12 protein-coding genes are annotated in these 15,181 nt (G+C 70.1%); 3 read left to right on the top strand and 9 right to left on the bottom strand.

Going from position 1 to position 15,181, the window contains the following annotated elements; translation table 11 throughout:
* Window positions 1-162: 162 nt before the first annotated feature.
* The 9 genes from ABZY44_RS26840 to ABZY44_RS26800 all read right to left on the bottom strand — a co-directional run bounded on the left by ABZY44_RS26840 (window position 163) and on the right by ABZY44_RS26800 (window position 9,892).
* Window positions 163-1,638 (bottom strand): non-reducing end alpha-L-arabinofuranosidase family hydrolase, encoded by a 1,476-nt coding sequence (locus ABZY44_RS26840; protein ID WP_356658081.1) that lies wholly within the window; start codon window positions 1,636-1,638, stop codon window positions 163-165.
* Window positions 1,638-2,381: a cupin domain-containing protein gene (locus ABZY44_RS26835; RefSeq protein WP_356658087.1), complete on the bottom strand. Its 744-nt coding sequence runs from the start codon at window positions 2,379-2,381 to the stop codon at window positions 1,638-1,640. The genes ABZY44_RS26840 and ABZY44_RS26835 overlap by 1 nt, the downstream gene beginning before the upstream one ends.
* Entirely contained in the window at window positions 2,378-3,238 is an 861-nt protein-coding gene (locus ABZY44_RS26830; protein WP_356658079.1) for a PmoA family protein, read from the bottom strand. Before ABZY44_RS26830 ends, ABZY44_RS26835 begins: the two co-directional genes overlap by 4 nt.
* Window positions 3,235-4,281: a Gfo/Idh/MocA family oxidoreductase gene (locus ABZY44_RS26825; protein ID WP_356658077.1), complete on the bottom strand. Its 1,047-nt coding sequence runs from the start codon at window positions 4,279-4,281 to the stop codon at window positions 3,235-3,237. Before ABZY44_RS26825 ends, ABZY44_RS26830 begins: the two co-directional genes overlap by 4 nt.
* Entirely contained in the window at window positions 4,278-5,336 is a 1,059-nt protein-coding gene (locus ABZY44_RS26820) for an endo-1,4-beta-xylanase (protein WP_356658075.1), read from the bottom strand. The genes ABZY44_RS26825 and ABZY44_RS26820 overlap by 4 nt, the downstream gene beginning before the upstream one ends.
* A gap of 29 nt (window positions 5,337-5,365) precedes the next feature.
* Entirely contained in the window at window positions 5,366-6,757 is a 1,392-nt protein-coding gene (locus tag ABZY44_RS26815) for a glycoside hydrolase (protein WP_356658073.1), read from the bottom strand.
* Window positions 6,758-6,790: 33 nt separating this feature from the next.
* On the bottom strand, window positions 6,791-7,621 hold the full coding sequence (locus tag ABZY44_RS26810) for a carbohydrate ABC transporter permease (RefSeq protein WP_356658071.1): 831 nt from the start codon (window positions 7,619-7,621) through the stop codon (window positions 6,791-6,793).
* Window positions 7,618-8,523: a sugar ABC transporter permease gene (locus tag ABZY44_RS26805; protein WP_356658085.1), complete on the bottom strand. Its 906-nt coding sequence runs from the start codon at window positions 8,521-8,523 to the stop codon at window positions 7,618-7,620. Before ABZY44_RS26805 ends, ABZY44_RS26810 begins: the two co-directional genes overlap by 4 nt.
* A 76-nt stretch (window positions 8,524-8,599) precedes the next feature.
* Window positions 8,600-9,892, bottom strand: a complete 1,293-nt coding sequence (locus ABZY44_RS26800) for an extracellular solute-binding protein (RefSeq protein ID WP_356658069.1) — start codon at window positions 9,890-9,892, stop codon at window positions 8,600-8,602.
* Window positions 9,893-10,133: 241 nt separating this feature from the next.
* Here ABZY44_RS26800 and ABZY44_RS26795 point away from each other — a divergent pair, with 241 nt between their 5' ends.
* From ABZY44_RS26795 to ABZY44_RS26785, 3 genes are read left to right on the top strand one after another with little or no spacing between them, the layout of a single operon-like run.
* The gene (locus ABZY44_RS26795; RefSeq protein WP_356658067.1) at window positions 10,134-11,147 is read left to right on the top strand and encodes a LacI family DNA-binding transcriptional regulator; all 1,014 of its coding nucleotides are present in this window, start codon (window positions 10,134-10,136) and stop codon (window positions 11,145-11,147) included.
* 9 nt (window positions 11,148-11,156) lie between these two features.
* Window positions 11,157-13,376 (top strand): glycoside hydrolase family 3 N-terminal domain-containing protein, encoded by a 2,220-nt coding sequence (locus ABZY44_RS26790; protein WP_356658065.1) that lies wholly within the window; start codon window positions 11,157-11,159, stop codon window positions 13,374-13,376.
* Window positions 13,373-14,920, top strand: coding sequence for a glycoside hydrolase family 43 protein (locus ABZY44_RS26785; protein WP_356658063.1), 1,548 nt, complete (start codon window positions 13,373-13,375; stop codon window positions 14,918-14,920). The genes ABZY44_RS26790 and ABZY44_RS26785 overlap by 4 nt, the downstream gene beginning before the upstream one ends.
* The last annotated feature ends 261 nt before the right edge of the window (window positions 14,921-15,181 follow it).

Here is a 15,181-nt window from a genome sequence, read left to right as displayed (position 1 = left end):
CTCAGGCTGATGTCCAGCTGGTCGATGCCGCGCAGGTGCGGACGGCCGCCGATCTTGTAGGCGAGTTCGAGTTCGCTCGGCTTCGTACCCAGCACGCTCGGCCTTGGGCCGAGCCCGCCCGCCGCGCCGGCTCCACCGCGGAGCCGGACCCGTGTCGCGCCGTCAGCGGCGCAGTGTCAGCAGACCCGGCCGGTAGGGCCATTGGCCGTAATCGCCGCCTGAGTTGGGGTCGCGCCCCTGGTAGAGGAACTGCAGGTTGCAGGGATCGACGGTGAAGGTCTGATCTGCGCTGGTGCGGATCAGTTCGCCATGGCTGATGTCGTTGGTCCAGGTGGCGCCGCTGTTGGCCTTACCGGCGAATGGGCTGCTCTCGCTCCCGGCCTGGGGCGTCCACGAGCCGTCCAGGCTGGTGGCCGTGAACGAGCGGAAGTAGCGGCCCTGCGAGCCGTCCGCCTCGACGATCATGAGGTAGCGGTTCTGGCCCTGGAGCTTGTAGACCTGAACGGCTTCGAACAGGTTGTTCGTCGTGTCGCTCATGATCACGGTCGAGTTCGAGCCGAAACTGCCCGGGAAGTTCCCGATCGGCATGCTGGCCCGGTAGATCTTGCCGTTGTCACCGGCGAAGAACAGGTACATGTTCGTGCTGTCACCGATGAGGGTCTGGTCGATCGGTCCTGTTCCGGACCCTGCGATGCTTCCGGAGAAGAGCACCTGCTGTGACGACCAGCCGTTGGGGTTGGTGGGGTCGCTCGACGTCCGGTAGGAAAAGGCGCTTCCGCCACCCCACTGGTATGTGAGGACCCAGATGTTCTTCGGCGCGAAGTAGAAGAGCGTGGGCGCGACGGTGGACGTCGACATCGCGTTCTGACCGGCCGAGGCCATCTCCGACCAGTTGGTGAACGGGCTGAAGTTCATCGAGCCCCAGTTCTTCCCCGTGTCGTGGGTCGTCGCGTAGACGAGCTGCTTGCCGTTGTAGGGGGCGACGGTGAAGTCCTTGAGCGAGGCCCACCCGGGCTTGGGCTGCGCCAGCGGGCCCGTGGACGTCCAGCGGTAGCTCGACGGAAGGTCGCAGGAACCGGGGTTGCCGGCGCCGACCCGGGCGAGCTGCCACTGCTGGTTGGTGCCGCCCCAGTCGTCGTACTGGACGACGTTCGCGTTGTCGGCGGTGGAGCCGCCCTGTACTTCGAGGGCCTTGTTGCTGTGGCGCGCGATGAGCCTCACGTAGCCGTCCGAGCTGTCGGCCAGCCGCCACTGCTGGTTGGTGGCGTTCGCGTCGGCCCACTGGACGATGGCGGCGCCGTTCGCGGTGGACCCGTTCTGGACGTCCAGCACCTTGCCGGAGTGGCGGGACTTGATGCGGTAGTAACCGCCGCCGGAGTCGACGAACTGCCACTGCTGCTGGTTCTGATCGTTCCGGGCCCACTGGGTGATGCGGGCGCCGTCGTTGGTCGCCAGGTTGTAGACGTCCAGGGCCTTGCCGCTCTTGCGGTTGACCAGCACGTACGAGGCGTTCGGGTCGACGGCCGCCGCCGCGCCGGCGGGCTGCACACCGAGGAAGGCGGCCAGGAGCAGCAAGGGCGCGAGGACGGCGAGCAGGCGTCGTCTCAGGTGGACCGGGGATGGATGGCGGGACCACATCAGAAGGGCTCCTTCGGAGGGTGGGGGCGGGGTGACCCCGACGGACCGCGGGGCGGACGCGTTGAGGGGCCGGGGACGGAATAGGTGTGGAGACGGCCGCACATGCCGAAGCGTCGGTGCTCCGGGCACTCCAGCCGTGACACTTCGCCGTGGTCGAGGTGGGAGAGGTCTCCGGCCTTCAGCCGTTCCAGCTGACGGCCGGTCGTGACGGCCGCGGCCAGGGGGCCGTCACGCCAGCGGATCCACCAGGCGTCCAGGAGCTCGCTCTTCAGGCGGTGCGCCGCGATGTGGAACTCCCGCAGCCCGCCTTCGCGCAAGGCCAGGAAGCCTTCCAGTGCCAGGTCGCGGCGGCGGCGCGCTGCCGCGGAACGGTCGCCGCTCAGGCCGGCCGCCCTGCGGTAGGCGTGGGGATCGGCCAGCACCGGAGCGGGAAAGGTGAAGACGGCGTCGCCCGCCTCGGGGAGTCCGCTGTTCTGCATGATCACCACGAGGCGCAGGCCGCCGTCGTTGACGAGGCGGTGGATCGTGCCGGGGGTGAACCAGACGACGTCGCCGGGGTGCAACGGGGTGTCGGCGAAGCCGGAGGTGGTGAGCGTCTGGACGCTGCCCGCGCCGCCGGTGACTACGTAGGCTTCGGAGCAGACGAGGTGCATGTGGGGTGTGCCGCCGCACAGCCCGTCGGCGGCCTCCCAGTCGTACACGGTCAGCCCGGAGATCCCCACGCCGCCGGGGAGCGGGGTCACCACGGGTGTTCCGCGATGTGGCGGGACAGGCGCCGGGGGGTCCATGCGCCGTCGGCCACGACGATCCGGTAGCGGCGCGAGAGGGTGTCGCCGGGGGCCAGTGGCAGTTCCTCGTCGAACGCCAGGGACGGGTTGACGGCGGGGAGGGGCTCACTGCGGACGAACCAGTGGCAGGGGGCGTCGGGATCGTCCAGGAACAGGAGCGTGGAGGAGCGGTCGACCTCGTCGTGCGTGCCGATGAAGGCCAGCCAGTCGCCCTGCTCGCCCATCGCGGGGCCGATCACGTCGCCGCCGGTGAAGTCGCGCGGGCCGCGCCAGAACAGGCCGGCGTATCCGGCGAGCTCTCTGCCCTGTGTGCCGGGGCTGCCGAACATCAGACCGCTGTCGCGGACATTGGTCAGCGAGGTGGTGACGTCCAGGGTCCAGAAGTCGGCCCCGACGTCGTGTGCGGTCAGCGTGCGGCGCTCGTCGATCCAGTGCTCCCCCGCCATCGTGTACCAGGCCAGGCCCTCGGTGATCACGGCTCGGCCGTGCCCCGTTTCGGCGGACACGGCGAGGCTGCGCATGGTGCCGAGGTTCGGCAGGTCCACGTAGCCCTGGCCGCGCAGGTAGGTGCCGCCGCCCCAGAAGTTCTGCCCCGACAGCCACGACGCCGTGATCTGGACGCCCTTGTGCCAGCGGTGGTCGTGCGGCCGGTACCCGGTGACCACGTCGCCGGCGAGCGTGCGCACCGGATGGAGGTAGGGCTTCGGCGCCTCGAAGGGGTCCATGACCGGCCGGTGCACGTACCGGAAGAGGTCGACGTCGCGAGCCCGGACGGTCAGCGAGTCCTCGTTCTCGAGGAGTTCGAACGTCACCGGAACACCCCCGGGCGCCCTCCGTTGAGCGAACCGTAGAACGGATCGGCCGCGTCGATCTCTCCGCGCCGGACCGGCAGGCCGGTGATCGCGGCCTTGTACAAGGCGGTGACCAGTTCCATGGTCGGCCTGCCGAGGTCGGGCCGGATGCCCGCCTCGTAGTCGTCCAGGAAGGCCGCGAGCTGGGCGGTGTGCGAGCTGGGCAGGTCGTCCGGCGGCTCCCACTTCACGCCCGGCGACCGTGCGGTAAAGGTCCAGTCCGCGTTGGAGTAGCCGTACAGGTGCCGCAGCTCGACCGTGGCGTCGGTGAGATCGAACCGCAGATAGCTCTCCTCGCGCGGGGACAGAACGCTGTTGAGAGCCGTCGCGATGGCTCCGTCGTCGAACCGGACCAGGGCCGCGGACACGTCCTCGGTCTGGACGTCGCGCTCGAGGCGGCCGGCCATCGCGCGTACCTCGGCCCATTCGCCGAGCACCGCGAGCATCAGGTCCATCTGGTGGATGCCGTGGCCCAGCGTCGGACCACCGCCCTCGCTCTCCCAGGTGCCGCGCCAGGGCACGTCGTAGTAGGCGTCGTCGCGGTACCACGCAGTGACGCACTGCGCGACGAGCGGACGGCCCAGCGTCCCGGCGGCGATCCGGTCGCGCAGGTACCGGGCCCCCGAGCCGTACCTGTGCTGGAATACCGCGCCCGCGCGGGCGGGCCCTTCGGCGCCGCGGATCCGGTCGAGCTCGGCCAGCGACAGGGCCACCGGCTTCTCGCACCACACCCACGCCTGCGACTCCAGGCAGGCCACGGCCTGTTCGGCGTGCAGGAACGGAGGCGTGCACAGGTGCACGAGGTCCGGCCCCTGCTCCTCGAGCATCGTGTGGAGGTCGGTGTAGACCGCGGGGATGCCGTGTTCTGCCGCGAACGCCTCGACGCGCGCGGCGTCCACGTCGACGGCTGCCACGATCCGGGCCCGGTGCGCCTGCGCCCGCAGCGCGGGAACGTGGCAGATGCCCGCGATCCCGCCCGTTCCGACGATCGCCGTCCTGATCATCCGCCCAGCACCTCCTTGATCGAGTGGTAGGCGGGCTTGGGCAGCAGGTTCTCGTCGTAGGGCAGCGCCGCGCCCTCGCCGGGGAAGACGGAGGGGATCCACGAGTACTTGTCCGTGTAGTCCCAGATGGTGACGCCGACGCACTTCTTGACCGCCAGGCAGGCCTTGACGTAGTCGGCGTACCAGGTGGCCTGGGTGGCGAGCATCGAAGGGGTCGCGGGGAGGGCCATCCGGATGTCGAGCTCGGTGACCGCGACGTCGACCCCGAGGTCGGCGAAGCGCTGCATGTTCTGCTGGACGTCGCCGGGGAAGCCGTACTGGAGCGCCAGGTGGCCCTGGATGCCGAAGCCCTCCACCGGGACCCCGTCGGCCTTCAACTGCTTGATCAGGGTGTAGTAGGCGTCGCTCTTGGGGCCTGTGCCGTCGACGTTGTAGTCGTTGAGGTAGAGCTTGGCGTGCCGGTCGGCCTCGTGGGCCCAGCGCAGGGCGTCGGCGATGTAGCCGGGGCCGAGCGTCTTGTAGAAGAGCGTCTCGCGGTAGGTGCCGTCCTCGTTGAAGGCCTCGTTGACGACGTCCCAGTGGATCACCTGGCCCTTGAAGTGCCGGACCTCCGTCTGGATGTGGTTCTTGAGGATGGCGCGCAGCTCGTCGGCGCTCCAGGTGCCCTCGGTGAGCCAGGCGGGAAGCTGGTTGTGCCAGATGAGGGTGTGGCCGCGGACCTTCTGGTGGTGGGCCTTGGCGAACGCGACGACCTTGTCGGCGTCGGTGAAGTCGAAGACTCCGCGCTCGGGCTCGGTGGCGTACCACTTCATGGCGTTGCCGGGGGTGGTCTGGCCGAATTCGCTGCCGAGGAGCTTCAGGTAGGCGGCGTCGGTGAACTCGGGGTTGTCGGTGGCGGAGCCGAAGTACTTGTGGTGCTTCGCGGCCAGTTCGCCGAGCGTCCTGGGACGGGGCTCGGCGGCCGCGGGCGCTGCGGCGAGGCCGGCCGAGAGGCAGACGGCGGCGGACAGAGCGGTGAGGATCCGGGACACGGGAGCGGACAGGTGAAGGGACATGGCGGGTTGCTCCTCGGGGTGCGGGCGGTTCAGTCGAGGACGATCGTGGTCAGTGCGCGCGGGGCGAGCGTCGCCGTGAGGGTCGTGCCGTGCGTGGAGACGATGTCGGCCGGGGTGATCGAGCGGGTCCCGTCGGTGACGTATCCGTCGGGGTGCCGGTCGTGCCCGCCGCGCAGGGAGAACTCGGTGGAGCTCTCGGTGGTCGCGGTGTTGAGGATTTCGATCACGCGGCTGCCGTCGGTGTTGCGGAAGGCCGTGATCTGCAGTGCCGGGTCGGCGTTCGTGACCGGCACGCGGACGGCGCCGGGGCGGATGAAGCGGCTGAAGGCGGCCAGGGCCCAGTACCGCTTGGACACCCGGTAGCCGTCACCGGGGTTGGCGAGCTGGATGAGTCCCCGGGTCGCGCCGAGGGACGCGCCGGTCCAGTAGACGTAGGCACTGGCGTTGCCGACGGTCAGGGTGTTCTGGATGTCGGCGGCGACGGCGAGACCGTCGTAGCCGGTGCCGTCGTCCCAGTTCTCGTTCCAGGTGGCGCCGTCCGGAGACCATTCCGACATCCACACGGGCTTGTCGGTCGGCTGCGGGACCGCGGTGGGACCGCTGTAGCGGTGGCCGGTGACGGTCCGCACGGACTTGGCGGCGGCGGGGTCCGCCTCGATGGCCTCGGTGTAGGCGACCTGCCGGTCCCAGCCCGCGGCGTCGCAGCAGACCAGCCCGGTCTTCAGTCCGGATGCGCGGACGGTCGGCCCGAGCACCTTGAGGAAGTCGACGGCCTGCTGCGGGGTGAACCGCATCGAGGCGTAGGTCGCCGTCCAGTCGGGTTCGTTGGTGAATCCAAGGTCGGTGATCCCGATGCCTTCCTGGCGGTAGAACTTCGCGTACTGCACGAGGTAGTTCGCGTAGGACTGACGCCATTCGGGCCGCAGCTCGCCGCCGTTGTTCTCGCTCCCGTTGGTCTTCATGAAGGCCGGGGCGCTCCAGGCGTCGGCGTAGAACCGTTTGACGCCGTAGGACTTGGCCTCCTTGGCGAGCCAGACCTGGCCGCCGTCCCAGCCGTCCCAGACGTACTCCGGTGTGGCGTCCGGTCCGCCGGGATCGGCCGGCAGGATCGTCGGCATGTGGTCGTAGACCCTGTCGGTCGACGACCCGATGCCCAGGCGCAGGATCGAGAGGCCCGCGCCCTTGTCCTTGCTGAGCAGCAGGTCGAGCACTTCGCGCTGCTTGGCCGGGCTGAGGCCGCGCGCGCCGTGGAGCAGGTCGGCCCGTTGGAAGGCCATCGAGAAGCCGAACCCGTCGATGGGCTGGAGCGCCGTGCGGAAGTCGATGGCGCTGCCGCTTCGCGCGGGGGCGGGGGCGGCCACCACCTGTGATGTGAGCGCTAACAAAATTGGGACGGTCAGGGCGATCAGACGTTTCACCATGTCTCCTCGGGGGTGGAGGTCGCGCGGGACGGGTCAGCCCTTGGTGGCGCCCGCCGTGAGGCCGCCGATCAACTGCCGCTCGGCGACGGCGTAGAACGCGAGGGCGGGGACCATGGCGAGCACGATGTAGGCGAGGACGAGCGCGTAGTCGGTCGAGTACTGGCCCTGGAACTGCTGGACGCCGACCGGGATCGTCTGCCATTTCGGGTCGTTGAACACCAGCAGCGGCAGGAAGAAGTTGTTCCAGCTCGCGACGATCGCCAGCACCGACACCGTGCCGAGCGCCGGACGCGCCATCGGCAGCAGGATCTTCCAGAAGAACCGGAACTTGCCGCAGCCGTCCATGATCGCCGCCTCCTCGACCTCCGCCGGGATGGTCCGGAAGAAGCCGCGCAGGATGATGATCGTCATGGGGAGCCCGAAGGCCGCCTGCGGGAGGATCACTCCCAGCGGGTTGTCGAGCAGGTCGAAGGTGCGCAGCAGCAGGAACAAGGGCAGGACGGCCACGGCGAACGGGAACATGAGCCCGATCGTGAACAGCGTGTAGAACAGCTCCCTGCCCCGGAAGGCGTAGCGGGCCAGCACGAACGCCGCCATCGCCGAGACCGCCACCGTGCAGCATGCCGTGCCGATCGCGATGCCCGCGCTGTTGGCGATCTGCCGCCAGAACATTCCGTCGCCGAGGATGCCGGTGTAGTTGCCGGTCTTCCAGTGTTCGGGCAGCCCGAACGGGTTGGTCGTCAGCTCGCCGGTGCTCTTGAACCCGGAGATCACCGCGTAGACCAGCGGCACGACGACGAACGCGCCGATCAGCCAGACCACGGCGTGCAGCGACAGGCCGCGTGCCGTCCTGCGTGCGTTCATCGGCCACCTCCCGAGGTGACGGCCCCGCTCAGGTCACGGCGGAGCACGTAGCGCTGGTAGAAGAGGGAGAAGACCAAGCTGATCATGAACATCACCACGCTGATCGCACTGGCATAGCCGACCTGGTAGCGCTTGAACCCGAACTGGAACATCGAGATCGCCATCGTCTCCGAGGAGTGGTTGGGCCCGCCCGCGGTCATGACCCAGACGAGGTCGAAGAGCTGGATGGCCCCGATGATCGAAAGGAAGGCGCTGATCCGGATCGTCGGGCCGAGCAGCGGCAGCGTCACGTGCCGGAAGCGCTGCCATGCGCCCGCGCCGTCGATGGAGGCGGCTTCGAGGATCTCGCTCGGAATGCTCTGCAGTCCGGCGAGGAAGAGCATCATGTGGAAGCCGAAGTACTTCCAGGTCATGACCACGAACAGGGTCGGCATGACCGTCGAGGGATCGGCGAGCCACTTCCCCTGCAGCCCCTCCAGGCCGAGGGCGCCTGCGAGATGGTCCGCCATGCCGGCACCGGGAAGGAAGATCATCGTGAAGAGGACCGCCGTGACCACCTCGGACAGGATGTACGGCGCGAAAAACAGCATCCGGTAGACGGCCCGGCCGCGCAGCCGCTGGTTGAGCAGGACCGCGGTGAACAGCGCGAAGGGCAACTGCACCGTGATCGACAGGGCGATCAGGTAGAGCCCGCGCCTCAGATCGCCGAGGAAGACCTGATCGCGGAAGAGCGCGGCGTAGTTCCCGAAGCCGATGAAGTCGTCCAGGGGGCCGATCCCGCCCCATTTGAAGAAGCCGGTGTAGACGGCGACGACGATCGGGGCGAGGACGAAGACGAGGAAGAGGACCAGAGCCGGGACGAGGAACCAGGCGACCGACGCCCAGCTTCCCAACCCGTGCAGAAGCGACCGTGCCGTGGCTGGCGGGCTCGCCGGCACGGCGTCCCGCGTCCGCTCCTTGGTCAGCGTGGACACGGAGCTAGGCACCCTTCGCAGCCTCGGTGATCGACTTAGTGACCTGCTCGGGCGTCTTCTTGCCCGCGATGAGGTCGGCGACGCTGTCGTTGACCTCCTGGCCGACCGCGGGCGGGTAGGCCTGGTCGAGGAAGAGCTGGAAGCCCGTCGCCTTGACCAGGCTGTCGGCCACCGCCTTTCTGTTGGGCTCGGTGAGCTGGCTCTCCGCGCCCTTGACCACCGGCAGGTAGCCGTTGGAGGCCAGCAGTTTGGACTCGTTCTCCAGAACGAAGAACTTCAGGAAGTCCAGCGCCTCCTTCGGGGCGCCCTTGCGCAGCGCGAAGCCGCCGCCACCGCCGAACACCTCGGTGGCCTGGCCGACGCCGCCGTCGACCGTCGGGAAGGGGAAGAAGCCCAGGTCCGCTCCGAGGTCCGCGCCCGCGTCCTTCTGCACCGACGGCGCCCACTGCCCCATCAGCTCCATGGCGGCCTTGCCGTTGCCCATGGTCGCGGCCTGGCCGCCGGGAGTGGAGTAGCCGGCGCCGAGGAAGCCCGTCTGGAACGGCTGGAGGTCGACCAGCTCCTTGAGGTGCGTGCCCGCCCGGACGAAGCCGGCTCCGGTGAAGTCCTTGGTGGTCGCGGCCTGCTGCAGCGCGGGGAGTCCCGCGACGCGCATCGCGAGGTAGGCCCAGTAGTAGTGGCCCGGCCATTTCTCCTTGCCCGCGAGGGCGATCGGAGTGACGCCCGCCGCCTTGAGCTTCTTGACGTCTTCGAGGAACTCGGCCCAGGTGGCCGGCGGAGCGCTGATCCCGGCCTGGGCGAAGAGCTTTTTGTTGTACCAGAAACCGACCATGCCGATGTCGTAGGGCACCCCGTAGGTCCGGCCCTCGAACTGATAGGCCTGCAGCGAGACCGGGGTGAGGTCGGACGACCACCCGAACGCCTCGGTGAGGTCCTCGACCAGCCCCGCATCGACCTGCTGCCGCAGAACGCCGCCGCCCCAGGTCTGGAAGACGTCGGGGAGCTTGCCCGACGAAGTGTTGGCCGTCAGCTTGGACTTGAAGGCCTCGTTCTCCAACGAGGTCGTGTTGATCGTGATGTTCGGGTGGGCGGTCGTGAACGCCGAGGAGATCTGCGGGAACAGGGACTTGCCCGGTTCCGTCGTGGCGATGTTCCACCACGCGAAGGTCACCTTGCCGTCGGCCGCCGGCCCCGAGCCGGAGCCCCCGCCGCCGCAGGCCGCGGTGAGCGAGACGGACAGGGCGGTCAGGCCCGAGAGCGCGAGGAAGCTTCGTCGACTCGGGGGTGTGCTGGCCATGGGACCTCCGGGGTGGTGAATGCCGGTTCAGTTCGAAAATGTTTCGTAACCTTCTCGAATTCGTGCTGCCATAAACTAGGAACGTGAAGCCCCCCGGTCAAGGCTTCTCACCGAATTTCCATCGGCAGCAGCCCACTTGTGGCTTGACAATGAGGTCGTGCCGACCGGAAACTCTTCGAAAGTTTGCGATACCTGTCGCTAGCCCAAGGCGTCCTCAAGGCGTCCGCGCAGAGGAGAGAAGTTGAGTGAGCAGCGTCCGACCCTGGCCGTCATCGCCGCTGAGGCGGGGGTCTCCCAGGCCACCGTGTCCAAGGTGGTCAACGGCCGCTCCGACGTCGCACCCGCGACACGCGAACGGATCGAGGGCCTGCTGCGCTCCCACAACTACCTCCACCCCGGCGCGCAGGCCAGGGCCCGCAGGTCCGGCCTGGTCGACCTGATCATCGGCGGTCTGGACAGCGCCTGGGCGGTGGAAATACTGCGCGGCGTCGAGGCCGAGTGCGCCCAGCGGAGCGTCGGCACCGTCGTGTCGCTCGTCCCGCCGGGCGAGGCCACGCCTTCGAGTTGGGCCGCACTGCCGGTCCTGCACCACAGCGACGGCGTCATCCTCGTCACCGCCTCGGTCACCCAGGCCCAGCGCGCCCAGGTCGAACAGGCCGGGGTCGCACTCGTCGTCATCGACCCGATCGACCTGCCGGGCAACGGTGTGCCGAGCATCGGCGCGACCAACTGGGCGGGCGGCCTCGCCGCCACGGAACACCTGCTGGAGCTGGGGCACCGCCGGATCGCCGCGATCGGCGGGCGCAAGGAGATGCTCTGCAGCCAGGCCCGCATCGACGGGTACCGCGCCGCGCTGGAGCGGGCCGGGATCGAGGTCGACCGCGACCTGATCCGGTTCGGCGACTTCCAGCACGAGGGCGGGTTCCAGCGCGCCCGGGAACTGCTCGCCCTCCCCGAGCCGCCGACCGCCATCTTCGCCGGCAGCGACCAGCAGGCGATGGGCGTCTACGAAGCCGCCCGCCAGGGCGGACTGAGCATCCCGCAGGACCTCAGCGTGGTCGGCTTCGACGACCTGCCGATGTGCGACTGGCTGTCCCCGCCGCTGACGACGGTGCGCCAGCCGCTGGAGGAGATGGGCCGGCTCGCCGCCCGCACACTCTTCCAGCTCCTGGACGGCCAGCCCCTGGTCAGCCCCCGGATGGAGCTCTCGACCGAGCTCAAGGTCCGCCTCTCCACCGCCCCGCCCCGTTCCTAGGAGAACTCCTTGACCGAGCCCTGGCGTGACCCCCTCCTGCCCGTGTCCCTACGAGTCGCCGATCTGCTGAAACGGATGACGCTGGAGGAGAAGGCGGGTCAGCTCGCCGGCTTCTGGGCGCTGCCCTCGGATCCGGGCGCACCGGTCGCGCCGATGGAGGACGATTCCGGGGAGTCCGCGCCCGGACTCGACGACATCGTCGCCCACGGGCTCGGCCAGCTCACCCGGGTGTACGGCACCGCGCCCATCACCGCGGAGGCCGGGATGGAGCGGCTCGCCTCGCTCCAGCGGCAGGTGACCGGATCCGGCCGGTTCGGGATACCGGCGGTCGCTCACGAGGAGTGCCTGACCGGGTTCATGACGTTCGGGGCGACGGTCTTCCCCGGGCCGCTGGCCTGGGGCGCCTCCTTCGATCCCGGGCTCGTGCGCCGGATGGCCGCCGCCATCGGCGCCGGGATGCGGCGGGTCGGCGTCCACCAGGGGCTGGCTCCGGTGCTCGACGTGGTCCGCGACTACCGGTGGGGCAGGACCGAGGAGTGCATCGGCGAGGACCCCTATCTCGTCGGAGCGATCGGCACCGCCTATGTGCAGGGCCTGGAGGGCGCCGGGATCGTGGCGACCCTCAAGCACTTCGCCGGGTACTCGGCCTCGCGCGGCGGCCGGAACATGGCCCCCGTCGCCTCGGGACCGCGCGAGTTCGCCGACGTCCTGGTCGAGCCCTTCGTACGGGCACTGCGCGAGGGGGGAGCCCGGTCGGTGATGAACAGTTACACCGACGTGGACGGCGTCCCGGTGGCCGCCGACGAGCGGCTGCTGACCGAACTGCTCAGGGGTGAGCTGGGGTTCAGCGGTGTGGTCGTCGCCGACTACTACGCCGTCTCCTTCCTGGAGACCCGGCACGGTGTCGCCGGATCGCGGGGCGCGGCCGGCGCGCTGGCGCTGACCGCCGGGATCGACGTCGAACTGCCCACGGCCCGGTGCTACGGCGAGCCGCTGACCGAGCTCGTGCGGGCGGGAACCGTGTCCGAGGAGCTCGTCGACCGGGCCGCGGAACGAGTCCTGCTCCAGAAGGCCGAGCTCGGCCTGCTCGACCCCGACTGGGAGCCCGTCAAGCCCGAGCCGGTCGACCTCGACCCGCCGGAGAACCGGGCACTGGCCAGGCTCCTGGCCGAAAGGTCCACCGTGCTGCTCGCCAACGACGGCATCCTGCCGCTGCGGCCGTGCCGGGTCGCGATCAGCGGGCCGTACGCCGACGACCCCCAGTCCTTCCTCGGCTGCTACTCCTTCCCCAACCACGTCGCGCTGCCCGGCGACCTCGGGCTGGAGATCCCGACGCTCGGCGAGGCGCTCACCGCCGCCGGGTTCACGGTCACCGCGGACGATCCGGACGTGAACGTACTGGTGCTCGGGGACCGGGCCGGCATGTTCGGCCGGGGCACCTCCGGAGAGGGCTGCGACGCCGAGACCCTCGACCTGCCCGGCGACCAGGCCGCACTCGCCTCCACCGTTCTCGACTCCGGGGTGCCGACCGTCCTGGTCCTCGTCTCCGGACGGCCCTACGCGCTCGGCACGCTGGCCGAGCGCGCATCGGCCGTGGTACAGGCCTTCTTCCCCGGTGAGGAGGGCGGGACGGCGCTGGCCCGGATCATCAGCGGGGCCGCGGAACCGTCCGGGCGGCTGCCCGTCTCCATCCCCCGCCAGGTCGGCGGCCAGCCCGGCACCTACCTGCGCGGCAGGCTCGGTGGGCACACCGACTGGAGCTCGGTGGACCCGACCCCGCTGTTCCCGTTCGGACACGGGCTGAGCTGGACCAGCTTCACCTGCTCGGAACTCTCCGTGGATCCGGTCGCCGCGACGGACGGCGCCGTCGCCGTGTCGGTCACCGTACGCAACGTCGGCGAGGTGGCCGGGACCGAGGTGGTCCAGTTGTACCTCTCCGACCCCGTAGCCTCCGTCGTCCGGCCGCAGCGGTGGCTCGCCGGATTCGCCAGGGTCGAACTGGGGCCGGGCGCGGCCGCCCGGATCACCTTCTCCGTCCATGCCGACCGGACCTCCTTCACCGGGCTCGACCTGCGCAGAAGAGTGGAGCCCGGGGAGATCGGCGTGGCCGTCGGACGGTCCAGCGGCGATCTTCCGCTCCAGGGCTCCTTCACTCTGGAGGGCCCCGTACGCCACCCGGCGGCCGACCGGGTGCTGTCCGTGCCGGTCGAGACCGTGCCGGTTTCATGAGCACGATCTTCGATGATCCCGTCTTCGGTGAGCCCGTGCTGCCCGGGTTCCGGCCCGACCCGTCCGTCTGCCGGGTGGGAGCGGACTACTACCTGGTGACGTCCAGCTTCGAATGGTTCCCCGGCCTTCCCGTCTTCCACAGCCGCGACCTCATGAACTGGCGGCGCATCGGCTCCGCGCTCGACCGGCCGTCCCAGCTCGACCTCGACGGGTGCGAGCCCTCCCGGGGCCTGTTCGCGCCGACGATCCGGCACCACGACGGGGTCTTCCACCTCGTCTGCACGCTGATGGACGGCCCCGGCCACTTCGTCGTCACCGCGACCGACCCGGCGGGGCCGTGGTCGGAGCCGCACTGGCTGGACGGCGAGGGCTTCGACCCGTCGCTGTTCTTCGACGACGGGCCGGACGAGGACGATGGACACGAGAACGGCGACGGGGAGGGGGACGGCAACGGCGGCGACGGCAACGGCGACGGCCGGGCCTGGTTCACCGCCGCACGGGTCGTGGACGCAGCCGCGGGCCGTACCGAGATCTGGATGCGCGAATACCTTCCCCGGGAACGACGGCTGACCGGCCCCGAGTACGTCCTGTGGGCGGGAACCCACCCCGGCGCCCGATGGTCGGAAGCTCCGCACCTGTACAAGACCGGCAGCACCTATCTACTGGTCACCGCGGAGGGCGGCACCGATGTGGACCACAGCGTGGTGGCCGCCCGCGCCGACCGCGTGACCGGCCCCTATAAGGGCGCCCCCGGCAATCCGGTGCTACCGCCCGCCAAGGGCCCGGTCACCTGCACCGGGCACGCCGACCTCGTACAAACCCCGAACGGCGACTGGCGGGCCGTCCTCCTGGGCGTCCGCCCCGGCTCCGCCCTCGGCCGCGAGACCTTCCTCAGCCGGATCACCTGGGACGCGGGCTGGCCGGTCTTCTCCCCCGTCGCCCACACCGGCCTCCGCCGCCCCCTCCACGACGACTTCGCCACGCTCTCCCCGGACTGGAGCAGCCTGCGCACACCGCCGGAGCCGTTCTGGACCACCGGCGACGGGCTCCGCCTCCAGCTCCGCCCCGAACGCCTCGGCGACCGCGCCACCCCGTCCCTCCTGGCCCGCCCCCAGGAACAGCCCGACTGCGACGTCTCCACCGAACTGCACTTCACCCCCGCCACGCCGGACGAAGAGGCGGGCCTCGCCGTAGTCCTCGACGACGACACCCATCTCCTCTTCGTCCGCACCGCGGAAGGGCTTAGCCTCCGCCACGGGGCCGAGGTCCTGGCCGGCGCTCCCCTCCCCCCGGGCCCCGTTCGCCTCGGGGTCCGCATCCGCGGCTTCAGCCACACCTTCGCCCACTCGGCGCCGGACGGCGTCTGGCAGGACCTGACCACCGTCGAAGCCACCTTCCTCACCCCGCTGTTCACCAGCATCCAGCTCGGCCTCTACGCCACCTCCAAGGACCGCCCCTCCACCAACCAAGCCCACTTCGCGTGGTTCGACATCACGTACCCGAGCCCGAGCCCGAGCCCGCAGGAACCGCCGGGCAGGCCCTGACGTCGCTGGTGCCGCGGCCAGGTGGCGGTCCGCGTCCGCCACCTGCCGGCACGCACCTCACCTCCCGCCCAGCCGACCCCATGTGGCCGCGGTGCAGGTGGCCGCGCCGCACGCCGCCGGAGCGGACCGGTCACCCGGAGCAGCTGCGCGCGGTGCGCCGTGCGCGGGCCCGCCTTGTCGGCGCCGCCCGTCGAAAGTATTGACACGTCAATTGTGAGCGCTAACACTCATGCAGCAGGCGGCCGCCCCCACCGACCTCGC

Source organism: Streptomyces sp. NPDC006544, from assembly GCF_040611715.1.
Classification (GTDB): domain Bacteria; phylum Actinomycetota; class Actinomycetes; order Streptomycetales; family Streptomycetaceae; genus Streptomyces.
Note: the sequence above shows the minus strand (reverse complement) of the source record. Positions and strands in the feature narration are given on the sequence as shown.